Here is a 23,934-nt window from a genome sequence, read left to right on the forward strand (position 1 = left end):
CGGTGCCTTCTCACGACCCAACCCCATTTTCGCCCCGCGCTGGAGATTCACCTATGAAACCCGCATCAGACGGTGCAACGGATGCACTCAAACCCGGCCGTTATCGCCATTACAAAGGTAAGGATTATCAAGTCCTCGGCGTGGCCACGCACAGTGAAACCGGAGAGCGCATGGTGGTGTACCGTTGTCTCTATGGTGACTTCAGCTTATGGGTGCGACCGATGGCCATGTTTACCAGCACGGTGAGTGTCGCGGGGGAAACGGTGGCCCGGTTTGCCTACATCGAGCCGATGGAGAAGGATAATCTGTGGGCGGGGCAGTGAATCGTATTCAGAATGATCAGGCTGTCTCCCCGGACGATGAAACATGGATGCGCCGCGCGTTGACGCTCGCCGAAGAGGCCACGCTGCTGGGTGAAGTGCCCGTGGGCGCTGTGCTGGTTCGTGACGGTGTGGTGCTGGGAGAAGGGTTTAACCAGCCTATTTCCTCCCACGACCCCACGGCCCATGCCGAAGTTGTAGCGCTGCGCAATGCCGCTCGTTCCGGAGCGAACTATCGCTTGCCGGGTACCACGTTGTACGTGACGCTTGAACCTTGCACCATGTGCGTGGGTGCGATGATTCACGCCCGCGTGGAGCGTCTGGTTTACGGTACCACTGAGCCCAAAGCCGGGGTGGTGGAAAGTCAGAATCAGCTGGCGCAGACGCCGTATTACAACCACACGCTGGCCTGGGAGGGTGGCGTGTTGGCGGATGAATGCCAGCGACAACTGACCACCTTTTTTCGGGAGCGTCGTGCACAGGCCAAAGCGCGCAAGCAGGCTGGAGTGCTGGATGATTGAGACGGATTGTGTGGTCATCGGTGGCGGCGCCGCCGGGCTAATGTGCGCCGCCACCGCTGGCCAGCGCGGACGCCGTGTTTGCGTGCTGGATCATGCGAACAAGGTAGGCAAAAAAATTCTGATGTCCGGTGGTGGGCGTTGTAACTTCACCAACTATTTTGTCGGTCCCGAAAACTTCATCTCCCGGAACCCGCACTTTTGCATCTCGGCGCTACGTCGCTACACACCCTACGATTTTCTGGAGCTGGTGCATCGTCATCAACTCGAGTATCACGAGAAAACACTGGGGCAATTGTTTTGCGATCATAAATCCCGGGATATTCTGGATATCCTCTTATCCGAGTGTCGGCAGGCTCAGGTGGACATTCGTACGCGCTGTTCCATTGAGCGTATTGAAAAGTCAGACTCGGGTTTTGACGTGCACACCACCGACGGCGGTTTTCAATGCGAATCGCTGGTCATTGCCACGGGTGGCTTGTCGATTCCTACCATGGGTGCGACAGGCTTTGGCTACGAAGTGGCTGAGCAGTTCGGACTTTCCATCACCGAACGTGACGCCGCATTGGTGCCGTTTACCTTGCGTGGGCAATGGCTGGAGCTGGCCAAAGCCCTGTCCGGGGTTTCGTTGCCGGTCAGTGTATCCGTCGACCAGCAAACCTTTGCCGAGTCCCTACTGTTTACGCACCGTGGGCTTAGTGGCCCGGCCATTTTGCAAATTTCCAACTACTGGCAAAAAGGCGGCGCGGTCAGTATTGATTTCTTGCCGGGACACGCGCTGGATGAGTGGCTTGAACAGTGGCGGAACGATGGCCAAAAGACGTCGTTGAAGAACCGACTCGCGAACCACCTGCCCAAACGGTTTGTAGAAGCCTGGCTGCAGTTGCCCCTGTTCCCGGAAGCCGTACGACAAAAAAGCCTACCGGAACTGAGCCGTAGCGATTTTCAGGCCTTGTGTGAGGGCTTTCATCGCTGGCAACTGGTGCCGCCGGGAACCGAGGGTTATCGCACCGCCGAAGTGACGCGGGGCGGTGTAGACACCGATGCCATTTCCTCCAAAACCTTTGAGGCCAAAACGGTTTCCGGTTTATATTTTATCGGTGAAGTGCTGGATGTGACCGGGTGGCTGGGCGGATATAACTTCCAGTGGGCCTGGGCGAGTGGTCATTGTGCCGGACAGTATGTGTAGCTGAACCGAAATAATTAAAACAGAAAACAATCTGCTTCTTTAGGTTCTCTATGCCATTGTTTTTAAATGGAATTTTAATTTTCGTTTTGTGGAAGTGCCTTGGAGCGCTTCCGTCGTTTTGGTCAAAAAATAGCCAGTCCATATCATATATTTAAATCCCGGAAAAAATAGGGCACACTTTAACTCAAGGTAGCGCACGCTTTTACACTCAGGGTGAAATGGAGAGTCGTCGAAAAATGTTTGAATTTCAATACCTTAACTCCGTTATCCAATCTTTTCCCTCGGCGAAAAAGCGTGCCTGCTCGATATACAGCTGTTAGCTGGGCGAGCCCTCTACTAAGGAGTTCCACAGAATGTACGTGCCGAGCCACTTCAAGGAAGACGACATAGGCAAGCTTCAGCAATATATTCGTGACTACGGCTTTGGTCTGCTAATAGTGGCGGATGATGGTGGAATTGAAGCGAACCATGTCCCCTTTCATCTGAGTTTCGAGGAAGACGGGACTCTTGGGCAGCTTCAGTGCCATCTGGCTCGAAGCAATCCGGTCTGGCAGCGTTTGCAGCATGGGGCTCGGGTTCTGGCGGTTTTTAAGGGGCCAGATGCCTACGTTTCACCTTCGTGGTATGAAACCAAGGCAGAAACTGGCCGGGTTGTTCCAACATGGAATTACTTGGCTGTCCATGTAGAAGGGAGTGCTCGGATTATCGAGGATTCGACCTGGCTGAAACATCATCTCCATCGACTAACAGACCAACATGAGTCGAGTATGAGCAATCCTTGGTCTGTGGATGACGCGCCAATGGAGTTCACTGAACGTTTGGTGAAGGCTATCGTTGGTGTAGAGATAAAAATTGAAACTTTGGCCGGTAAGCTGAAGGTTAGTCAGAACCAACCAGAAAAAAATCGAGCCGGTGTCAAAGTCGGTCTTGAGGCTGGAGAAGGAGAAAACAACCGTGCCATGGCTAAGTTCATCAGCTAACCAGGCTCTGTTGTCGGACGGTTTTTCCGTCGCTGAGACCTCCTCCAAAACCGTCGCAAAGCCCAGCGTTATGAAGAGAGAAGGAAATGTTGAAAACGTCGTTCTATATTGTTATCGCCGCTTGGGTTGCTGCTATTGGGGCACTGGTTACTGACTTCCTGGGTTTTACCGATAACATTGCTTTGTTCGGTAGGGCAGGCGCTGTTCTCACCCTTTGCGCCGCTGCGCTCGAATATAATATTTCAACCAAAGGTCAGAAAGACACCGATTACGAAGAAGGTGGCCCCGTAGGCTTGATAGAAGTCGGGAGCGCTACACTTTTAACAAAGCAAAAGAAATGGTGGAGGAGCTTTGCTCACATTACCATTATCCTCGGAACATTGATCTGGGGCTTCGGTGATCTCCCCTTCCACTCATAACTAGGCGCAGCACTACGCAGCCTTCGGCTCCCTGTACGCGCTAACGCGCGCCGCTGTGCTAGTAGTTAGTACTCTCGAGTGATTCAGCTGATGAAGTTGATTATTAATATAGGGCTTTTCGTTACAGGTTTATTGCTGGTAGCTGCTGTTGGGGCAACCTGGAGGTGCGGCGAGCCCTACAATCATTTCTTAGGGCCGCTGGCGATCTTGACATCAGCTCTCATTGCAATTCGGGTAGCGGTCATGAATATTGAAAGCGCCCAAGGCTTAAGCAAAGAAAATAGAACGGTGGAGTTTGTTACGAAGGAATACCCACTTGCTGGGGAGAAGCTAAAGCACATTTCCTCTGCTGAAAGGAAATTAGTAGAAGGAAGTAGTCATATCATCAAGAAAAGATTGAGTCGAACTGATATGCGCCTAGAGATAGAAAAGCTTGACTCGCTGATCCAGTCGTTGTCTGACGACGAGAGGGGTTCGCTTTCAGCTTTGGCGTCGTATTTCGAAATCATATCAATCAATATTGCTAATGGCTACTTCTCGAGCAAAATCGTTAATGAACATCTTGGGAGCCAATTCGGAGTTCATTTTTGGGCAAGAGTCTGGCCGTTTATTGTATACACAAAACACATGAATACCGTCTACTCCAATCTTAAAGGGCTTCCCATATCAGAGAGTGTCGGAGCGTATGTGGCGTTTGAGAGGCGAATACTGGAAAACGCTGAAATAAAAAACCCTTACCCCAGAAAATCCGAAAGGATGGTAGATGGGTACTAACAAACCAATGTTGACCGACACAGCAAGCATCGGCCTTTGAAAAACAGGCCTCAAAACGCTTGCTGTGCGGAAAATTAGGGCGTTAGAAGGTAGCAATGACCGTCGAGCTTATATGGCTAATAATTGTCTCATTGTCCGCGCCCATTACGGGAGTGGTTGCTTTTTATCTTCAGCTGAAAAACGTTAGAAAAGCGAATTTGGAGAACCGAAAGCTAATTTTAGAGCTTCACAAGCTAAAATTGGAGAATGAACGATTAGACAACCTAATTCATCGTCCAACCTATGAAGAAATCGATAGGTACGGAAGAAAAGACGAACCTATGTGTTCGCTTGCGGCTGACGGGGATTCGCTACCAAAGAAAACGCTTTTGGAGAGGGTGAAGGAAATTGACTGGCTGTCTTTGGTGGCATCTATCGTCATAGTTGCTTTTATTTCGTATCTGTTTTTTGATGTTTACCGGCTGGGAAAGTGGATAATAGGGATTTTCTAACAATCCAAGGCAGCGGGACATATTTTTGTTTCGCTGCGTTCAAAACGCAAAAATATGCCCCTGCTTTTGGGGGCGTTGGAACTTCATCTATGTTCGAACTTGAGCCATTTTATAAAACGCTTTTTTATCTTTCCGCCGCCTTGCTTGGGGTTGAAATAACGTTCACTCTCGGTTTTATCTTGAGCCCCGTATCTAGCTGGCAGTTTTATGTCGCATTTATAGCATTGGCGGTGTCGGTGCCTATGCTTTTGGGATCTTGTTTAGCCGCGCTATTCGGGTACTACAAAGAGCTGCAAAGCTTATTAATAGTTGGCGCACTGTTTTCAGCTGCATGGTTTTCGGCAATTTTAATGAGCTACTCCCTTCTTTCAGGGGGGATTTTTCTTTTTGTAGGTCTTTTATGCTTCAAAATGCTTCAATACCGGCACCAAGACAGCAAGAAAACCTAGTGTCAACTTTGAACCGCGACAGAAGTAGCTAAGCATAGTACAGCTCCGAGGGTGAATAATATTGATGGCGCTTGCGTGGCCGAGCGTTAAGCTCATTGGTAATATGATCGCATTGCTATTGAATTGAGTCACTTATAGGAAGTGAAGATACAGGATGTGGCTAGGACATTGCTTCTGGCTTTTGGGGGATCATTGAAGGGTAGCAACCCTGTTGGAGACAGCGCTGGCCAAGCTTTTTAGCTTGGCCGAGCGCCGTTACCACAAAGAGGCTCAGAATGCTGTTCGAATACCTAGCACCAGGTTTCGGGCGCGAAGTGGTGATTGGTCTTTAACAAAAGAGGTATGCGCGAAGGCCAACTCATTGGTGAGATTGGTTCCTCGGGCATAAAACTCGAGATCTGGCCTTTCCGTCCGTTTGATGGCATAGGAAAGCGTGGCATTGACCATATTATACCCCGCTGTCTCGGTTTCATACGAGGCGACACGGTCCTGATCAAAGGTACGGTAGTATTCAAGATCCGCAGAGAGCGGCCCCCAGCTCCTTTCATAGCGCACGCCAAGACGTTCCGGTGGGATGCGCGGCAAGTTGTCGTTTTCGTTTTTTAGTGTGGTGTCGATATAATCGCCGAACACTGTCACGCGCGAGGTGGGTGTGAATTGGTAGCTTACCTGCCCGTCAATACCGGCGAAGCGCGCATCGGCGGCCGTGTAAGCCAGGAAGTGGTGCGGGACACCCGTTTCGGTTTCGGTCTCAATCAATCGCGCGAAAACATAATCGTCGACATCCTGGTAGAAGAAGCCGACTTCGAATTCAAGTGGGCCTCCGGTCTTGCGGAACGTCAGGTTGATCGACTCTTTGGTTTCCAGAACATCATCGGCTGATAGACCTTCTTCTTCGAGAAACGGATTGCTGGCGGCAAGTCCGAGTTCGTAGCTATTGGTCGCGAGATTATTCCCACGAGCGTAGAGTTCGCGGACGTTGGGCGCACGTTCGGTATAGCCGAACGATAACGCGGCGGCGTAACCGCCCATGACATTCCAGGTGGCTCCCAACGATGCCGAGAACGGGTGGTGTTTCGCACCGGGGTTTCTCTCGAGAAAACTGTCGGTGTATTCGCTTTCGAGCGCCTGGCGCCAATTGGGACCGTAGAAATCGCTATAAAAACGATCACCCGATTCGTCGGAGAGCGTGATCCGGAAGGGAGGTGGAGTGACGTCGATTTCTCGCCAATCCTTACGGGCGGCCAGTTCAAGATCGACCGGCCCGAAAGAGCGGCGTTCGCTCAGGAAGACGCCCATATTCTCGGTCAGGTAATCAGGAACACCATCCCAACCATAAGCGTTGTCGGGAAACGGCACATGCAGATCGTCGACATTAATGCCGTTGAACGTCCCGTCGGTGTAGTGCACACCGAAGGTGCCGGTGAAGCCCCAGAGAGGCTTGTGAGTCAGCTCCAGCCGTCCGTCCCAGACTTCGTTGGTGTAGCGCGTGAACAGCAGCTCGCCGTCAATTTCGTCATGGGCATAGTCCGTGTAGGATCCGCGTAAACGGAGGTGGGAAATGCCCGGTAGCAGATCGTCGTAGTCGCCGCGAACATCGAAACGATCACTGTGCAGCTTGATATAGGCGGTGTGGCTGTCGGGCGAGCCGAACGGGTCGTCGAACCCACCGTGCGCTTCGCAATGCAGGTCGAGACCGTGTGTGTGGCAAACGCCGTTCAGGTGGCTATGACCGGGAAGCCCATATTCGCTGTCCATTCGCGTGTAGGCCGTACCGATATAACCCTTGTCCGTAATCCAGGATGTACCGAGGCTGTAGGATGAACTTTCCGAGAACGAATCGGCCAGCTCACCGCTTCCGAATCCGCCCGGTACGTTGTAATTGCCCGCATCCCGAGTGGACCCTTCTGCGTGAAAAGCAAACTGACCAAGACCGACTGTCGACCTCGCCGCCAATGACTTTTCCTGGTCACCAGTGCCATAGCGAAGTTCAGCGGCGCCACTCAATCCATCGTCAGGCAAGGCTTTTGGTATCTTGCCGTCGATGAGATTGACGGCGCCATTCATCGCATTGCCACCGTAAATAGTCGCTATGGGTCCGCGCACCACTTCAATGGCGTCGAGCAGCAGTGGATCAGTGGTCACCGCGTGGTCAGGGGACACTGAGGAGGCGTCGAACAGTGCGGCGCCATCCGAGAGAATTTCAATTCGCGGCATGGTTTGTCCACGAATCACCGGCCTGGAAACGCCTCCGCCAAAATTGTCCATATGGATGCCGGGAAGGCCTCCCAGTGTCTCTCCGATCGTTCCTTGGCGTCGGTGCGCCAGTTCATCTCCCGACAACGTCTGCACAAGAACGATAGAGCCGGAGTCCCGGCCCGCCCCTGAGCCCGTTATCAGGATGCTCTCAACCTTGTGGGACGCTGATGATGGCTCCGTCTCATCGGAGGTTGGTGGTACGTCCTCCTGTGAAGCGGCATAGCTTGCCATTAGCGAAATGATAGTGGTTAACGATATTTGAAGAACAGCTTTGTTTCCCGCCCGTCGACACGCCATATAATTTTCCCGCTGATGATTAGTATCTTAAGTATTACGTTATAACATAACAAAATTGATATTTAAACCGAGTTGTTGTCAAATCTGGTTTGCCCAAACGCTGCGGTTAGCGGTGTTTAAATAAATGGCTTCAAACAAACTATTTCTGTGTCGTCTGGCGGGACGTCGCTTTGAGCGTGCTGTTTTACAAGGTGAATTCAATGAATCCAATAATGACTCGGCTACAATACATCGTCGCGCCAATGCTGACTGTGTTACTGGTGTCGTGTGGTGTCGCTTCCTCTGACACCAGTCCCTCGCAAAGCGTCGAAACCACAGAATTTACCGGCGAACGGGTGCGCCTGATCGGACGCTTTGACCAATCTGAACCGGGCGAGGCGGTATTCAGCTGGCCGGCTTCGGCTATCGATATGCGTTTTAGCGGCACACGTTTGGCGCTTGACATACGTAGCGAGCAACGCGTGCGTTTTCAGGTAAATGTGGACGATCAGGTGGGAACGGAGCTATGGGTAGAGCCGGGCCGTAAACGCTATACGTTAGCGGATGGTCTGCCCAAGGCCACGCATCGTGTTCGCTTGACCCGCCTGGGCGAATCCTTTGAAGGACGCACGACGCTGGTGTCCGACCCGATCACCGATGGCCGCCTGCTTCTGGCTCCTGAGGGCCAAGACCGGCACCTGCTGGTGTTGGGCGATTCCATTACGGCGGGTTACGGTGTAGAGGGAGAATCAGAGGCTTGTCCGTATTCGCAGCAAACCAGCTCGCCGCTGCTCACGTATGCCGCTGTGGCGGCCTCGTCGCTCAATGCCGATTTCCAGGCAATTGCGTGGTCCGGTATTGGCGTCTGGCGCTCTTACGGGGAGCAAGCGCCGGAGCAGCCGACCTTGACGGACCGTTATCCGCGTGTCGTTGCGCTGGATGAGACGCCGGTTTGGAATCCTGCGTCGTACCCAGCGGATGTGATTGTGATAACGCTCGGAACCAATGATTATTGGACGGGCGAGGCGCCCGGTTATCGCGCCGGTATGAAGCGGCTGATTGAGCGGGTTCGCAAGGATTATTCGGACGTTCCGCTGTACCTCATTGCCAGTCCGATGATGGCCGGGGAAGCGCGCACTGCCCAAGTGAACGTGCTGCGTTCACTGACGGGTGATCGCACACACTTTCTGGATTTAGGAGGCATTGAGGCGGCGGACGGCTATGGTTGTGACTATCACCCCAACACAAATACTCATCAGCGGATGGGAGAGAAACTCAGTCGGCGGTTACAGCAGGATCTGGGCTGGTGAGAGCGATGGCTGGCGCTTTAGGCGTAAACCGTCTAGGCTCCAAGGATGAGCAAAGTGAAACTCTGGAGGTGGTATGAGAATCTTGATTACACCGGTCGTCACCCGCGCTCGAAGCACAGCGTTGATGGCGGCACTGGTCACGTTGGCGGGCTGCGCGACTCAGGAAGGGCCCTCTTTCTACAGCGTTTTACAGGAAACCAGCGAACAGAATGGTAGAGCGTGCATTCGGCACAGTGACATTCGTGGCTACGGTGTGCTTGATCGTGATGTTATTTCCATTGACGGTCGTCGTCATTACTACCTGGCCACAGTGCTGCCGGGCTGCAACGCGCTGGGTGTCTCACCGGCGGCGCTCTTTGAGCAGCGTTTCAACGAAGTGTGCGGCGGGGGCCAGCATCGCCTTTATACGGGCGGCGATCACTGCACCATTCGGCAGATTTTTGAGTTTAATTCGCGAGAAGAGGCGTTTGCGGCGCACGAACAGGCGCTCAAAGCGTATCATCAGGACCGGGAGCGGTTGGAAGAAACGGCCGAACAGAATTGATACATTGAACACGGACAATCCAGCGCACCAATCAGCGGTTTGCGTTTTCTTAATCGAATGACAGCACTTGGTTGATGGCGGCGGTGGTTTTCATGGAGGTGGTATGATTCGCCTGTTTCTTCGCGGTGCCTGCTTAACGCTGTTGGGCGTAGTGATGCCGGTACATGCGATTTCCTTTCTATCGTTTGATGCCCGCTCCATGGCGATGGCCGGCACTGGAGTGGTGACGGCCAGGGCTCATAACGCCAGCTTGTTTAACCCCGCTTTACTGGCCAATGCTCGTCCTGAGCGGTTTTCCCGTTTTCACGTTCACGCTTATGCCGGCGCACGGTTACTTGACCGCGACAATTTCCTGGACTCGGCGGAAGATTTCGCGGATCGCTACGAGGATGTGGACCTCGAGGCATTGATCACTGAAGGGCTTGATCTTGAAACCATTGATTACACGACGACCGATGATCTGAGAACCGCCGTTGAACGGGTGCGGCAGGTGCAAGCGGATATTAACAGTCTGTCTGACCGGCCTCTGAGGGCCAGCGCTTCTTATGGCTTATCATTCGGGTACTCGTCCGGGCGGTGGGCGCTGGGCGGATATCACCGTCGTTTTTTGGTTCTTGGAAGTGTTGTCCGCGTTGCCGAGAGAGATAATCAGAATATTGATCGAGTGGTTGATACCGTAGAGAGTTTTGCTGACTTTTTGGATGAGGCATTCGTGCTGGAGCAAATGGCCGATAGCCGTGAATCAGTGGACCCCAGTGATTGGTTGGCGCAGTTGAGGCGCTTCTGGGGACGTGCGTTGCTGTTGGATGAATATATGGATTTTTCGGCCGTCTACGATGACGCGCTCAGTGGCAACCTGGAGGGACGAAATTTTGAGGACTATCTCCGCGAACCTTTGCCCACAGAGTTTTACTCCACGATTGAAACGCAGGGAGCGGATGTGGAAGAGCAGGCTGTCAGTGTGGCCCGCCGCTTCGAGCTTCATGGGGGAGGGGCGGTGCAGCTTGGCGTGACGTTGAAGCAGGTAGACTTTACTACGATTCATTTTGAACAAAGGGTTGAGGCGTTTGACCTGGAAGCGTATCGCGATGCGGCCGTGCGCCGCACGACCAAGGGGGCCAACGCCGACATTGGTGTGATGCATAATCTGACCGGGCCCTGGCAGTGGGGCGTGGTCGTGCGTAACGTGGTGCCGCGTACTTTCCATACGGTCCGCGGAGAAGAAATCAAACAGCGGCCTGTGGCACGGCTGGGCCTGGGGTTTCGCACGGACCCGGTGCGCATCAGTCTTGATATGGACCTCACCAGTAACGAACCACTGGGTTTTGATCCTGACAAGCAATACGTCAGCCTGGGCACAGAGTGGTTTTTATGGCGCAACACCGCCTTACGGGCTGGATTGCGGTATAACGCGGTGGATGGGGAAACGTTGCCCTCGGTGGGCCTGGGGATTGGTGGGCATCACGGTCATGTTGATCTCGGGGTGGCCCGGAGCACCAATGGTGATGAATGGGGTCTGGGGCTGCAAGCCGGGTTGGCATTCTGAGTGCCTGCCGAGCGTGTCAGGGCTTTTTCGTTTGCCACTCAAACCGCCCGCGAGTCAGATGCTGAACGCGCTCTTTCAATGTGGCGAGAGCATTTTGCGGTGTTGCGACGCTGAGTTGAACTCGCTGGCCGTACTCCACCTCCAGGATGACCGCCTCGACCTGTTCCAGGCAATGTCGCACCCGCTCTTCATCCGCGAACTCCACCCCTAAGGTGACTTCACGAACCGGGGTGACCTCGCGCCACTGGGCGTGATCCAGCGCCTGGGAGACCGCGCTGCCGTAGGCCCTGACTAAACCGCCTGCACCGAGTTTGACGCCTCCAAATATCCGCACGATGATCGCCACGCAATCACCCGCACCGCGTTGAGTCAGCACGTGCAACATGGGCTTTCCGGCGGTGCCGGAAGGTTCTCCATCGTCACTGAACGCCTGGTTGCGCGGCTGATCGGCAGGGCCGAGTATATAAGCCCAGCAGTAGTGAGACGCGCCGGGCTGTGAGGATCGCAGATGCTCGACTCGCTTCAGCGCGTCTTCCCGGGTTTGAACCGGATACAGATAGGCGTGAAACAGGCTGCGCTTTTCTTCCAGCGTAAACTGGCAGGGCGTGGCGAGCACCCGGTACGGGGTTGTAGTTTCAGAGCTTGTCATGTCGCTTTTACAGAATGAGCGGCATGGCTACAAGACGGAGAGGGGCACAGTCAGCAGGCGTTGATGGCTGGCTCGGGTATTCAGCGCGTGGCTCTCAGGTTCGGATGCCTGAGCGGCGACGCGACGCTGCTCCTCTTTTTGTTGATGCCAGGCAATAATGCTGTAGAAGTTGCGGATATTGCGCACATACGTGACCGGCTCCCAGCCGCGAGCGTAGCCGTAGCGGGTGTACTTGTAATACGAACGCTTGGCCAACAAGGGCAAGTGTTCGCGCACGTCCTCCCAGAGGTCTGGATTGCCCCCTAGTGATTCGGTAATCTTTCGGGCGTCTTCCAGGTGCCCCATGCCCACGTTGTACGCGGCCAGAGCCAGCCAGGTGCGGTCTTCGCCCTGAATACGTTCTGGCAAACGGTCATAGAGGTTGCGGTAATACTTGGCGCCGCCGTAAATACTTTGCTCAGGATCAATCCGGTTATCGATGCCCATATCGCTGGCGGCGGCCAATGTCAGCATCATCAGGCCGCGCACACCCGTGCTGGAACGGGCATCCGGATTCCAGTGGCTCTCCTGATAACTAATGGCGGCCAGTAGCTGCCAATCAAGTTCAAACTCGTCGGCCGCTTTTTGCAGCAAACTCTGCCACTGAGGCAGGCGCTTTTCCAGACGGTAGGAGAAGAGCAGGGCGCCGCCGGTGGTGACCTCGTCAATATGGTCGTAGATGCGCTCGGTAATGGCCGCTAGCGTGCCATCCTGATCGGCGCGATTCAGATAACGTTGGGCGGCCCGGTACAGCGTTTCATCCCGGCTTTTGGGGAAGGCCCAGGCCAGCTCACGCGGTGCCCCCAGATCAAAGGCCGCACGGGCACGCGGGAAGGTGTGCCGGTTCAGATCATAGGCGTTGGAGTCGACAATGGCATAATCCACCTCACCGCTGTGCACCTTCTCCAGCAAATCGATCATTTCCAGATTGGCTTCTTCGTGCCAGCGCAGTCCAGGATAATGGGCCTGGATGGATTTAAGGCGTTCGGCGTGGGAGGAATTGGCGATGACCAGTATGTCCTTCCCCTCCAGGTCCGCCATGCTTCTGGGCATGGGCTGTCGACTGTTATAGAGTACCTGCGGACGAATGGTCATGTAAGGACGGTTGAAGCGCACCTTTTGGCGGCGGCGCTCGGTAATGCTTAGCCCGGCCGCGGCAAAGTGGGTACGGCCCCGACGAACTTTGTCGAGCATTTGCTCAATGTTTTCTTCTTCCTCCAGCACCAGCTTCACGCCCAAATCATTGGCAAACTGTTGCAGAAGCAGGTATTCAAAACCGGTTTTGCCGTAGGGGCCTTCGTAGTAGGTCGTGGGGCCGTTGCGGGACACCACGCGCAACTCGCCAAGGGCGTAAACCCGTTCCAGCGTGGTGGGCAGTTTGCTGCCCACCAACAGGCCACAGGTGCCAATGATCGCCAGGTTCACTGCATGTCGTGTCGCGGCCCAAATGGGGCGCAGTGTTTTGCGGACATCCATTGACGGTCGCTCCTCCGATGGTGACGGATTGGGTGCCAGATCCTATCTGGCCCGTGCAAAATTTGCGCAATTCTATAGCTTGTGGCTGTGAACTGCTAGGTTGCTTTGTAGGGAAACTGTCGGTAAAGCCCTGTCAAATTTGCACAAAGTTTAATCGAAAAATGCTGATTTGTCGACTTTTGCGTCAAAATCCCGGCACAGCCGCGTTTAACGTCGCGATCAGCGTTTAACGAGAACTGTGCCCGCCAACGGCTGCCTTTGGGCATGAATTCAAGTACAATTGCGCGCTCTTGAATCCCCCTCTGAACCGCTGAGGTCCTGATCGACATGCTGATACTGCGCGGCGCTCCCGCACTTTCCCTCTTTCGCTCTGAAAAACTTCTGTCGGCCCTGCAAAGCCAGGTGCCCGCTGTTACTGGCCTGAGCGCCGAATACGTGCATTTCGCCGATCTGGCAAGCCCGCTCTCCGGGGAGCAACAGGCCACTCTTGAACAGCTACTCACCTATGGCCCCACACCAGAAACCCGTGCCAGTCATGAAGGGCGTCTGTTTCTGGTCGTGCCTCGCCCTGGCACCATTTCGCCCTGGGCGTCCAAGGCGACGGATATCGCCCGGAACTGCGGTCTCACACAGGTGTTGCGTATCGAGCGTGGCACCGCGTTTTACATAAACGGTGATATTGGCGAAAAGGATCACCGCGCCATCGCTGAGCAGTTGCACGACCGCATGGTAGAAACGGTGTTGGATGAGCCGGAGCAGGCCGAACAATTATTTCAAAAGCAGCAGCCGGCGCCGCAAGGCGAGGTGGATTTGCTGAACGGAGGACGCGAAGCGCTGGTGGCGGCGAATCGCGATCTCGGGCTGGCGTTGGCCGACGATGAAATTGATTACCTGGTGGAAAGCTTCCAGGGGTTGGGGCGCAACCCGGTAGATGTGGAGCTGATGATGTTTGCCCAGGCAAACTCCGAGCATTGCCGACACAAGATTTTCAACGCCTCCTGGACGCTGGACGGTGAAGATCAGCCGATGACGCTGTTCAAAATGATCAAGAACACGTATCAGCAGGGGGGAGAGCAGGTCCTGTCGGCCTACGCGGACAACGCTGCGGTTGTGGAAGGCCCGGAGGCTGGCCGCTTCTATCCCGATGCGGAAACCCAGACGTACAGCTTTCATCAGGAAGCGATTAACCTGCTGATGAAGGTCGAAACCCACAATCACCCGACAGCCATCGCTCCGTTTCCGGGCGCGGGCACGGGGGCCGGTGGAGAAATTCGCGACGAGGGCGCTGTGGGCCGCGGCTCCAAGCCGAAAGTGGGGCTGAGTGGCTTCACAGTATCGAACCTGCAGATTCCGGATTTCGAGCAGCCGTGGGAGCAAAGCTACGGTCGCCCGGGCCGGATCGCCAGCCCGCTGGATATCATGCTGGAAGGGCCGATCGGGGGCGCGGCGTTCAACAATGAATTCGGTCGTCCGAACATTTGCGGCTACTTCCGCACCTTTGAAGACGACTTCGACGGGGAGCGGCGCGGCTATCACAAGCCGATCATGCTCGCCGGGGGGTACGGCAATATCAAAACCGAGCATGTGGACAAGCCACCGTTCAATGCCGGTGCCAAACTGGTTGTATTAGGCGGCCCGGCCATGTTGATCGGGCTTGGCGGCGGTGCGGCCTCCTCTATGGATTCCGGAAGCTCCTCGGAAGATCTGGATTTTGCCTCGGTGCAGCGGCAAAACCCGGAGATCGAACGGCGTTGTCAGGAAGTCATTGACCGCTGCTGGCAAATGGGCACGGACAATCCCATTGCGTTTATTCACGACGTTGGCGCTGGCGGTCTCTCCAACGCCTTCCCGGAATTGGTGAAGGACGGTGGCTGCGGCGGTCGTTTCGATCTGCGCAAGGTGCCGAACGATGAGCCGGGAATGAGCCCTCTGGCGATTTGGTGTAACGAATCCCAGGAGCGCTATGTGCTGGCGATTCAGCCCGAAAATCTCGCTCGTTTTGAGGCGATGTGTCAGCGCGAGCGGGCACCTTACGCGGTAGTGGGGGAAGCCACCAGCGAGCAGCATTTGTTGGTTAATGACACCCACTTCGATGCCAAGCCGGTCGATCTGCCGATGTCCGTGCTCTTTGGCAAGCCGCCAAAAATGCACCGCAGTGCGGATCGCTATCAGGCGGCCACACAGGATTTTGCCACCGCCGATCTGGACATCAACGATGCGGCCGAGCGCGTACTGAAACACCCGGCGGTGGCCAGCAAGAGCTTTCTCATCACGATTGGTGACCGCTCGGTGACCGGCATGGTGGCCCGGGATCAAATGGTCGGCCCCTGGCAGGTGCCCGTGGCCGATTGTGCCGTCACCACGGTCAGCTATGACAGCTACAAGGGTGAGGCCATGAGCATGGGCGAGCGCACGCCGCTGGCTCTGCTGGATGCACCGGCATCTGGTCGTCTGGCCATTGCCGAGGCCATCACCAACATCGCGGCCACGCGTATCGATAAACTGTCCGATATCAAGCTCTCCGCCAACTGGATGTGCGCGGCGGGTCACCGGGGTGAAGAAGAAAAGCTGTACCGCACGGTGGAAACCGTGGGTATGGAGCTTTGCCCGGCCCTGGGCCTGACCATTCCCGTGGGTAAAGACTCAATGTCCATGCGCACGGCGTGGCAGGAGGAGGGGCAGGAAAAAGCGGTGACGGCGCCGTTATCGCTGGTGATTTCCGCGTTCTCCCCGGTGCAGGATGTCCGGCTGACCGTGACGCCTCAGCTGCGTGTGGATCAAGGTGCGAACGATCTGATCCTGTTGGACCTGGGCAATGGTCAGAACCGCCTGGGCGGCTCGATTCTGGCGCAAGTCTACAATCAGATGGGGGATAAGGTTCCCGATCTGGACAACGCCGAGCAGCTCAAAGGGTTTTTCAATGCGGTTCAGTCGACGCTGGCCCAGTCGCAGCTGCTGGCTTACCACGACCGCAGTGATGGCGGTTTGTTTGTCACCCTGGCGGAAATGATGTTCGCGGGCCACTGTGGGGTTGATATTGATCTGTCGGGGCTGGGCGACGATGCACTGGCGACCCTCTTTAGCGAAGAGCCGGGGGCTGTGATTCAGGTTCGCCGGGACGACCGCGATGCCGTGCTGGCGCTCTTTGAACAGACTGGTGTGGCGGCGTGTGTGATCGGCGCCACCAACGATGACGATTGGCTGCGTATTCGCCAGGATGACCAGCTGTTGTTTGACCAGTCCCGAGCCATCCTGCAGACGCTTTGGGCGGAAACCAGTTACCGGATGCAGGCGCTGCGGGACAACCCCGAATGTGCGCAGCAGGAGTTCGAACAGTTGCTGACGCAGGATCCGGGTTTGAGTGCCGACCTGAGTTTTGATCCGTCGAACGATGTGGCGGCGCCCTACATACAGACGGGTGTACGGCCTGCAGTGGCAGTACTGCGCGAGCAGGGTGTGAATGGCCAGGTGGAAATGGCGGCCGCATTTGATCGCGCGGGCTTCCGTGCCGTGGACGTTCATATGAGCGATATTTTGTCCGGGCGTCTTTCGTTGGAAGAATTCAAAGGCCTGGTCGCCTGTGGTGGGTTTTCCTACGGTGATGTGCTCGGTGCCGGCGAGGGGTGGGCGAAAACGGTGCTGTTCAATGCGATGGCGCGCGATCAGTTCGCGGCGTTCTTCGAGCGTACAGACACGTTCAGCCTTGGCGTCTGTAATGGCTGCCAGATGATGTCCAACCTGAAATCGCTGATTCCAGGCACTGAACACTGGCCGCATTTTGTGCGCAACCGCTCCGAGCAGTTTGAAGCCCGTGTCAATCTGGTACGTATCGAGCAGTCTCCCTCGGTTCTGCTCAGTGGCATGGCCGGTTCGCATTTACCGGTGGCCGTGGCTCATGGGGAAGGCCGCGCTGAATTTTCCGATCAGCAGCTGTCTGATTGTGATGGCAGCGGGCTGGTGTCGCTGCGTTATTTGGATAATACGCTGCAAGTGGCTGAGCGCTATCCGGCCAACCCGAACGGGTCTCCCCGAGGAATTACCGGGGTAACGAGCCAGGACGGCCGGGCGACCATTATGATGCCGCACCCGGAACGCGTATTCCGAACTGTTACTAACTCCTGGCACCCGGAAGAGTGGGGTGAAGATGGCCCCTGGTTGCGGCTGTTCCGCAATGCTCGGGTTTTTGTGGATTAAGGAATGCCTTAGCGGAGGTGCATCATGTCGAGAGTGGGGCGAAACGCACGGCACAACGGAAGCGTTCTGATCGCGTTATGCCTGATTGTAAGCATGCTGGGCTGTCAGAGCACTCCCTCATCAAGGCAGAGTGAGGATAGCGCGTCGCGAGAAACCTCGGGTTCTCGTAATGCCTCCGATCCCCTGAGTGATAGCGCCTGGTTGTCCGATCCCTCTCTGGATGGTGTGTTTGTCGTGCCCGGCACGGATTTCAGCGGTTACCTGGGTTTGCTGATACCCGCTATCGACCTGAGCCAGTGGCGTCCCGTTGGCCAGGAGCTGCCGCTGCGGGCGCTGAACCGCAATGATCGCGAGTTTATTCAAACCACCTACTCGCAAACGCTGGTGCACAGCCTGGTCATGGAAGGGGAGTACAGTCTGGCCATGGATCCTGGGCCAGAGGTGCTGGAAGTGCGGGCCAATTTGCGGCAGGGGATTCAGGCCGCCGATGGGCAACGCGATCCGCTGCGCCCGAGAGGCACGGTGATGATGCTGTTGACGCTGGATCTTCACGACTCCCAAACGGGGGAGCTGGTGGCGACCATGAGTCGTCGGCAGCCCATTGACCGATCGATGAATGAACGCAACAGTCCGTTAACGTCCATGCAGATTCAGCGGGCGTTTATCGAGTGGATGTCCTGGTTTCGCACTGAACTGGACGCGCTTCGCGCAGGTAGTTAAGCGCTGGTAAAAAGGGAGGTGGCTCACTTCCAGAGCGCTTGAAAACGGCCGGAAGTGAGCGTCACTCGTGCGGTGAAGTGTTACTCGTGGTTGATCACCATCACGTCGTCATCCAGAGCAGCGATAAGCCGTTCGGCGGTGTTTCCGCGGCGGGAGGTGGTCATGCCATTCTGTCCCAGTGTACCCATCACCACCAGGTCGGCATTGATGTCTTCAGCCACCTCGGCAACGACTTCGGAGGTGTAGCCATTGCGAACATGGATATGTTCCTGGTCAATGCCGGTTTCACGCACCAGCCGCCCGCGATCCGGGTAATTCATCGAATCCAGGTACGCATTCACCACATGCAGGTCCGCGCTGTACAGGTGCGCATAGTGACGAGCCTGCTCGAGAATGATTTTGTTCAGTTCACGCTGAACCTCGCGCTGTGCCTGGAAGTTAACCGCCGCAAGAATGACTTTCCGCTCTTCTTTCGCGCCGGGGCGAATCAAAACGACCGGGCAGTGGGCGCCTTTTAACAGTTCCCATTTGGACTCGGTGAATGAGAAGCGGGTGTAATTCACTTTGGCGTGCACCGGCAGGTAAATGAGGTCGGCACTGAAGCGTTTCGCGGCCTTCATGATGGACAGTTGCCACTCACTGGACCAGGACACTTCGATCAAATACTCGATGCCGGCATCTTCCAGTGGCTTTTTGATCGTGGCGTCGAACCAACGCTGATCGCGAAACAGCTTGTCGTTACTGGCGCGGGTGTCTACTGCGTCGCCATCTACGGCTACGTAGACATAAACGAAGGGTTTGACATCCAGCAGCTTGCCCGTTTTGGTGACGCGCTCCAGCGCGATATGCTGCTCATCGTTGGGGTCGACAACGACAAAAATCTTTTGCTGGTGAGGGGTCGTCATAGTGGCTCCTGCTAAATTCCTGATTCGAAACCGAGTTTATTAAAGTTAAGCCTTAAGCATAGCAACCGGCAAACATTTTTTACAGCGGAAATTTAGCGGCCCCGGTTTCGTGGCGTTGGCTTAAGGGCGTCGGTTTAAAGGTGTTGGCAAAGGCAGGGCTTGCGGTGCTATCGGATTTCAGGGCGGGTTTACCTGCCGCATGGAAGGAGTACACTGGAGCGCGTACGGGAGCCATCCCGCTTTTTGGCAGGAGACCATAATGGCGAATGATCAATCATGGCAACGACGTTCAGACGAGTGGGTAAAAGCGAGTCATGAGTCGCGCAAGCGCAAAGAGGCCGGAATGACACGCTCAGGTAAGGTGGGTGCGGATAAAACGGTCGGGAATCCCACGCGCGCCACACCGGACTCGGAAAACCGCTAAACGTCCTGCTCGTTAACAGGTAGCCCGGGAATGGGCGGAGTCCAGCCGCCGAGCTGTTTCCACTGGTTGACGATGTAGCAAAACAGATCAGCGGTTTTGCCCGCGTCGTAGCTGGCACTGTGGGCTTCGCTGTTGCTGAACTCGATACCGGCTACCCGGCAAGCCTTGGCAAGCACCGTGTGACCGCAGGCCAGTCCGGCCAGTGTGGCGGTATCGAAACAGGAGAAGGGGTGAAAAGGGTTGCGCCGAAATTGACACCGGGCGACAGCCGCATTCACAAAGCCCAGGTCAAAGTGGGCGTTGTGCGCCACCATGACCGCCCGGGTACAGCCGTGATCACGCACGGCCTTGCGAATAGCCTTCATAAGCTCTGGAATCACCATGGACTCCGGTTCGGCCAGTCGATCCGGGCTTTCCGGATCAATGCCTGTGAAATCCAGAGCGGCCTGCTCAATATTGGCTCCCTCAAACGGTTCGACGTGAAAATCAAAGGTTTCATCGGGCCGCAGGGTGCCATCCGGGTCCATCGTCAGGGTCACAGCCGCTACCTCCAGCAGCGCGTCGGTGGCGGCGTTGAACCCCCCGGTTTCCACATCGATCACGACCGGCAGGTAGCCGCGAAAACGGCTGGCCATGGGGGAGTTGGGGTCCTTGGCGGCTTCCGGCTGGTTCACGCGCTGCCTCCCGTGGGTTTGAGTTTCCAGCGCAATGTCTCGCCTGCTCGCAGCGGCACCAGGGCGTCTTCGCCGAGCGTGAGCGTGTCCGGCATGGTCCAGTCCTCACGCACCAGGCAAACTTTCTCTTGATTGCGAGGCAGTTGATAGAAGTCCGGTCCGTAGTGGCTGGCGAAGGCTTCCAGTTTGTCGAGTGCCCCCGCCTGTTCAAATGCCTCGGCGTAGAGTTCCAGGGCGGCACATGCCGTATAACATCCGGCACAGCCGCAGCATGCCTCTTTGCGGTGGCGGGCGTGTGGTGCGGAGTCGGTGCCCAGGAAAAACTTGGGGCTGCCGCTGGTGGCGGCTTTGATCAGCGCTTCCTGATGGCGGTTGCGCTTGAGGATAGGCAGGCAATAGTAATGCGGCCGAATGCCGCCCGCCAGCATATGATTGCGGTTAAACAGCAGGTGGTGTGCCGTAATGGTGGCGGCTACGCGCGCTCCGGCGGACTGGACAAAGTCGACCGAGTCCGAGGTGGTGATGTGCTCCAATACGGTGTAGAGGCCCGGAAAGTCGGCCACAATATGTCGAAAAGTCCGGTCAAGAAAGGTTTTTTCCCGATCAAAAATATCGATTTCCGCGTCGGTCACCTCTCCGTGAACCAGAAAACGCAACCCCTCGCGCTCCATGGCTTCCAAAGCGGGGTATACCCGGCGGACATCGGTAACGCCCGAGGCGGAATTGGTGGTGGCTCCAGCCGGGTAGAGTTTGCACGCTACCACGCCGGCGGCTTTGGCTGCCTGGATTTGCTCCGGTGTGGTCTGGTCGGTCAGGTAGAGCACCATCAGCGGCTCAAACTGACTTCCCGCCGGGCGTGCGGCCAGAATACGGTCCCGATAGGCGGTTGCCATGTCGGCGGTGGTGACCGGCGGTACCAGATTGGGCATTACGATGGCGCGGTGGAACTGCTCGGCGGCATCGCCCACGGTGCGCGGCAAGGCATCGTCGTCTCGCAGGTGGATGTGCCAGTCATCGGGGCGGTCTAGAATCAGCTGTTCGGTCATTGGGGTCCGTCGGTCGGGATTCGGTCAGAGAGCGGGCATGCTACCAAAATTGCCGCTAAAGCGCAGCCGGACCAAGCCGATAACCGAGTATGGCTTTTTGTAACGGTGTGTAACACGGTGGCAGATGGGGTTATGAGATCAGTGTCAGGGCAATCGTTCCGGCGGTGGGTCGTGCGGTGGGCGGCGCTTTTAGCGTGTGGCCTGATGCCGCTCACGCCAGTGTGGGCGGAGACCTTTCGCAACCAGTTTTCCGGGGCCGCGTGGCACCCGGAGACGTCCGTGTTTGAGTGTCGTCTGGTTCAGCCTATTGCTCAGTTTGGCGCGGCGATATTTACCCGGCGGGCCGGGGAGGAGCAGCGGTTTGTGCTGCACTCAAACAATCGCGTGCTCGCCGCCGGCGAGGCCGGCATCCGTGCAGAGAATCCGGAGTGGCGCGAAATGGTTGACCCGCAGGCACTGGGTGTCGTGTCGGCCTCGGGTGACGATGCGCTGGCGATGGACTGGCAAGGGTCGCAAAAACTGGCTTCCGCACTGCGTGAAGGGCGGCGCCTGGTGTTTTCCCATCGCGCCTGGGCCGAAACGGATCGGCCCGTCAACGTCATGGTCGAGCCGGTGGGTTTTCGCGATGGGTTTACCACCTTTACGGATTGTCTGAGTGACTTGTTGCCGGTCAATTTTGATCAGGTTGAGCGCACGGCGCTGTATTTTCCCGCAGGCTTCAATGATATTCCCGAGACCGAAGTCGATAAATTGAATCGCATCGCGGAGTATGCCAAGGCCGATGAAAAAGTGGTGCGTTTATACGTGGATGGCCACACCGATGGCACGGGTCTGCGTGCGGAGAATCTCGAGTTGTCCCAGGAGCGCGCCGAACTGATCACGCAGTACCTGACTGATCGGGGGATTCCACAGGACCGCATTATCACTCGCTGGCACGGGGAGCGTTACCCCGTAGGCTCTAATCGCACCGAGGAAGGACGGACGGAAAACCGTCGTGTGACGGTGCGTCTGGAGCGCAGTGACGATCGTCTGAGCGCCCGCTGAGTCCCAAGCCTGTAAAACCTCTTGTCAATGTCATCACCGAGCAGGGAATTTATCGTGCCAGTGCGGGTCCAAATCGGCCCTGACAGACGTTCGTTTGCATTAGCAGTATAGCAAGAGGATTTTCCCATGCCCCAGATTGCGTTTCGCGCCCCATGGCGGGTGTATCGTTTTGGCTTGGTTAGTTTGATGGGTTTGATGTGTCTGATGGCCTGGGTGGCTTCCACTCAGGCTCGCTCGCTTCCCGATTTCACCGCCTTGGTGGAAGAGCACTCTCCCGCCGTGGTAAAGATTACAACCCAGGGCACGGTGAATGCCGGGCAGCGGACGCCTTATGGGGATGATGTGCCCGATATTTTTCGCGACTTTTTTGAGCGGCGCATGCCTCAGGAGCGCGATGTCCGGGCCATGGGCTCCGGGTTTGTCATCTCTGAGGATGGCTATATCCTCACCAACAACCATGTCGTGGAAAACGCGGACAATATTTACGTGCGGCTCAACGACCGTCGCGAGTTTACCGCTGAAGTGATCGGTACAGATCCGCGCTCGGATCTGGCGCTGCTGAAGGTTGACGCCGATGATTTGCCCTACCTGGAGTTTGCGGATTCCGACACCGTGAAAGTGGGTGAATGGGTCCTGGCCATCGGTTCTCCGTTTGGTCTGGATTATTCCGTCAGCTCCGGCATTGTCAGTGCCATGGGCCGCAGTATTCCCGGGCCTAACAACGACACTTATGTCCCGTTTATCCAGACGGATGTCGCGATTAATCCGGGTAACTCCGGTGGCCCGCTGTTCAATCTCGATGGCGAGGTGGTTGGCATCAACTCCCAGATCTATACCCGTTCGGGGGGCTCCATTGGTCTCTCGTTTGCCATCCCGTCCAATCTGGCCAAAGAGGTGGTGGCGCAACTGAAAGATGGCGGCCATGTGCAGCGTGGCTGGCTGGGTGTGGCTATTCAGGACATCAGCCGGGACCTGGCACTCTCAATGGGACTGAAGAAGCCCACTGGCGCCATCGTGACCAGCATGGAGCCTGATGGTCCGGCGGCGAAATCGGATTTGCGGATCAGCGACATCATTCTTGAGTACAACGGTCGTGATATCAGCAGCTCCGGTGATTTACCCCCGCTGGTGGGCCGCACAAAACCGGGTAAAAATGTGTCCATGGTGGTCATGCGGCGCGGTGAAAAGCAAACGATCGAGGTGGAAGTCGGTCTGCTCCCCGACAGCTATGGCGAGGTAGCCGGGCGACAGTCCGGCGGTGAGTCCTCCTCGGGCGACCCATTGGGCTTGACCGTGGAAGCCTTGCCTGATAACGCCGACGAAGAAGGTGTGCTGATCCGCCAGGTGGCGCGCGATAGCGTGGCAGCCGAGGCAGGTTTGAGACCTGGCGACGTCATCAGCCAGTTAGGCTATGACACCGTGAGCTCCGTAGAGCAATATCGTTCGCTGGTGCGTGACCTCCCCAACGACAAACCCGTGGCGGTGCGCTTCCTGCGTCAAGGGCAACCCGCGTTCACCACGCTTACTCTTAAATAAGCCTTCTCTGGAGGTGACCGGTCCCGGCCCATAGCCGGGTTCGGTCAAATACGCTAAACTGGCCGCCTTTGCCCGGCGGCCCGTTTGATTCGGGCGTAGCGAAAGGCTTTCAAACGCCTTTTCCCTGCAGATCTGCAATCTCGCCGGATCTG

Annotated in this window: 22 protein-coding genes; 16 read left to right on the forward strand and 6 right to left on the reverse strand. The window is 56.2% G+C overall.

Annotated elements, in window-relative coordinates:
- Positions 1-53: 53 nt before the first annotated feature.
- The 8 genes from ACQCLF_RS13645 (at position 54) to ACQCLF_RS13680 (ending at position 5,140) form a co-directional block, all read left to right on the forward strand.
- The gene (locus ACQCLF_RS13645) at positions 54-323 is read left to right on the forward strand and encodes a DUF1653 domain-containing protein (RefSeq protein WP_426988201.1); all 270 of its coding nucleotides are present in this window, start codon (positions 54-56) and stop codon (positions 321-323) included.
- Positions 320-841 carry a tRNA adenosine(34) deaminase TadA gene (tadA, locus tag ACQCLF_RS13650; RefSeq protein ID WP_426988203.1) on the forward strand — a complete coding sequence of 174 codons (522 nt, stop codon included), beginning with the start codon at positions 320-322 and terminating at the stop codon, positions 839-841. Before ACQCLF_RS13645 ends, tadA begins: the two co-directional genes overlap by 4 nt.
- A complete protein-coding gene (locus ACQCLF_RS13655) occupies positions 837-2,027 on the forward strand; it encodes an NAD(P)/FAD-dependent oxidoreductase (RefSeq protein WP_426988365.1) in 1,191 nt (396 codons plus the stop codon). Before tadA ends, ACQCLF_RS13655 begins: the two co-directional genes overlap by 5 nt.
- 353 nt (positions 2,028-2,380) lie before the next feature.
- On the forward strand, positions 2,381-3,007 hold the full coding sequence (locus tag ACQCLF_RS13660) for an FMN-binding negative transcriptional regulator (protein ID WP_426988205.1): 627 nt from the start codon (positions 2,381-2,383) through the stop codon (positions 3,005-3,007).
- An 86-nt stretch (positions 3,008-3,093) separates the two neighbouring features.
- Entirely contained in the window at positions 3,094-3,426 is a 333-nt protein-coding gene (locus ACQCLF_RS13665) for a hypothetical protein (protein WP_426988207.1), read from the forward strand.
- Between the two features lie 90 nt (positions 3,427-3,516).
- Positions 3,517-4,200 (forward strand): DUF4760 domain-containing protein, encoded by a 684-nt coding sequence (locus ACQCLF_RS13670; RefSeq protein ID WP_426988209.1) that lies wholly within the window; start codon positions 3,517-3,519, stop codon positions 4,198-4,200.
- Between the two features lie 95 nt (positions 4,201-4,295).
- Positions 4,296-4,691: a hypothetical protein gene (locus ACQCLF_RS13675; protein WP_426988211.1), complete on the forward strand. Its 396-nt coding sequence runs from the start codon at positions 4,296-4,298 to the stop codon at positions 4,689-4,691.
- Positions 4,692-4,780: 89 nt separating this feature from the next.
- Complete coding sequence (locus ACQCLF_RS13680; RefSeq protein ID WP_426988213.1) at positions 4,781-5,140, forward strand: hypothetical protein; 360 nt, start codon at positions 4,781-4,783, stop codon at positions 5,138-5,140.
- Positions 5,141-5,410: 270 nt separating this feature from the next.
- Here the strand turns inward: ACQCLF_RS13680 and ACQCLF_RS13685 are convergent, their stop codons facing one another.
- Positions 5,411-7,492 (reverse strand): TonB-dependent receptor plug domain-containing protein, encoded by a 2,082-nt coding sequence (locus ACQCLF_RS13685; protein WP_426988215.1) that lies wholly within the window; start codon positions 7,490-7,492, stop codon positions 5,411-5,413.
- 416 nt (positions 7,493-7,908) lie between these two features.
- Here ACQCLF_RS13685 and ACQCLF_RS13690 point away from each other — a divergent pair, with 416 nt between their 5' ends.
- The 3 genes from ACQCLF_RS13690 to traF all read left to right on the forward strand — a co-directional run bounded on the left by ACQCLF_RS13690 (position 7,909) and on the right by traF (position 11,075).
- Positions 7,909-8,985, forward strand: coding sequence for an SGNH/GDSL hydrolase family protein (locus ACQCLF_RS13690; RefSeq protein WP_426988217.1), 1,077 nt, complete (start codon positions 7,909-7,911; stop codon positions 8,983-8,985).
- A gap of 73 nt (positions 8,986-9,058) precedes the next feature.
- Entirely contained in the window at positions 9,059-9,529 is a 471-nt protein-coding gene (locus tag ACQCLF_RS13695) for a DUF6491 family protein (RefSeq protein WP_426988219.1), read from the forward strand.
- A gap of 103 nt (positions 9,530-9,632) precedes the next feature.
- Positions 9,633-11,075 (forward strand): conjugal transfer protein TraF, encoded by a 1,443-nt coding sequence (gene traF, locus ACQCLF_RS13700; RefSeq protein WP_426988221.1) that lies wholly within the window; start codon positions 9,633-9,635, stop codon positions 11,073-11,075.
- 16 nt (positions 11,076-11,091) lie between these two features.
- On the opposite strand, the gene ACQCLF_RS13705 is transcribed toward traF, so the two are convergent.
- Both ACQCLF_RS13705 and mltF read right to left on the reverse strand, forming a co-directional pair.
- On the reverse strand, positions 11,092-11,724 hold the full coding sequence (locus ACQCLF_RS13705) for an IMPACT family protein (RefSeq protein WP_426988223.1): 633 nt from the start codon (positions 11,722-11,724) through the stop codon (positions 11,092-11,094).
- 27 nt (positions 11,725-11,751) lie between these two features.
- Positions 11,752-13,239, reverse strand: coding sequence for a membrane-bound lytic murein transglycosylase MltF (mltF, locus tag ACQCLF_RS13710; RefSeq protein ID WP_426988225.1), 1,488 nt, complete (start codon positions 13,237-13,239; stop codon positions 11,752-11,754).
- A 327-nt stretch (positions 13,240-13,566) separates the two neighbouring features.
- Between mltF and purL the strand changes: the two genes are divergently transcribed.
- Both purL and ACQCLF_RS13720 read left to right on the forward strand, forming a co-directional pair.
- Positions 13,567-17,433: a phosphoribosylformylglycinamidine synthase gene (purL, locus tag ACQCLF_RS13715; RefSeq protein WP_426988227.1), complete on the forward strand. Its 3,867-nt coding sequence runs from the start codon at positions 13,567-13,569 to the stop codon at positions 17,431-17,433.
- A gap of 24 nt (positions 17,434-17,457) precedes the next feature.
- Positions 17,458-18,153 (forward strand): hypothetical protein, encoded by a 696-nt coding sequence (locus tag ACQCLF_RS13720; protein ID WP_426988229.1) that lies wholly within the window; start codon positions 17,458-17,460, stop codon positions 18,151-18,153.
- Positions 18,154-18,233: 80 nt separating this feature from the next.
- Here ACQCLF_RS13720 and ACQCLF_RS13725 read toward each other — a convergent pair whose 3' ends face one another.
- Positions 18,234-19,058, reverse strand: coding sequence for a universal stress protein (locus ACQCLF_RS13725; protein ID WP_426988231.1), 825 nt, complete (start codon positions 19,056-19,058; stop codon positions 18,234-18,236).
- A gap of 259 nt (positions 19,059-19,317) precedes the next feature.
- Here ACQCLF_RS13725 and ACQCLF_RS13730 point away from each other — a divergent pair, with 259 nt between their 5' ends.
- Positions 19,318-19,482, forward strand: a complete 165-nt coding sequence (locus ACQCLF_RS13730; RefSeq protein WP_426988233.1) for a hypothetical protein — start codon at positions 19,318-19,320, stop codon at positions 19,480-19,482.
- Here the strand turns inward: ACQCLF_RS13730 and rnt are convergent.
- Together rnt and pyrC are read right to left on the reverse strand one after the other, a co-directional pair.
- Entirely contained in the window at positions 19,479-20,117 is a 639-nt protein-coding gene (gene rnt / locus ACQCLF_RS13735; protein ID WP_426988367.1) for a ribonuclease T, read from the reverse strand. The genes ACQCLF_RS13730 and rnt overlap by 4 nt on opposite strands.
- 35 nt (positions 20,118-20,152) lie before the next feature.
- Entirely contained in the window at positions 20,153-21,202 is a 1,050-nt protein-coding gene (pyrC, locus tag ACQCLF_RS13740) for a dihydroorotase (protein ID WP_426988235.1), read from the reverse strand.
- 132 nt (positions 21,203-21,334) lie between these two features.
- Between pyrC and ACQCLF_RS13745 the strand changes: the two genes are divergently transcribed.
- Entirely contained in the window at positions 21,335-22,246 is a 912-nt protein-coding gene (locus ACQCLF_RS13745) for an OmpA family protein (RefSeq protein ID WP_426988237.1), read from the forward strand.
- A gap of 126 nt (positions 22,247-22,372) precedes the next feature.
- On the forward strand, positions 22,373-23,782 hold the full coding sequence (locus ACQCLF_RS13750) for a DegQ family serine endoprotease (RefSeq protein ID WP_426988239.1): 1,410 nt from the start codon (positions 22,373-22,375) through the stop codon (positions 23,780-23,782).
- The last annotated feature ends 152 nt before the right edge of the window (positions 23,783-23,934 follow it).

The sequence above is a fragment of the Marinimicrobium sp. ARAG 43.8 genome (genome assembly GCF_050113635.1).
Lineage (GTDB): Bacteria > Pseudomonadota > Gammaproteobacteria > Pseudomonadales > Cellvibrionaceae > Marinimicrobium.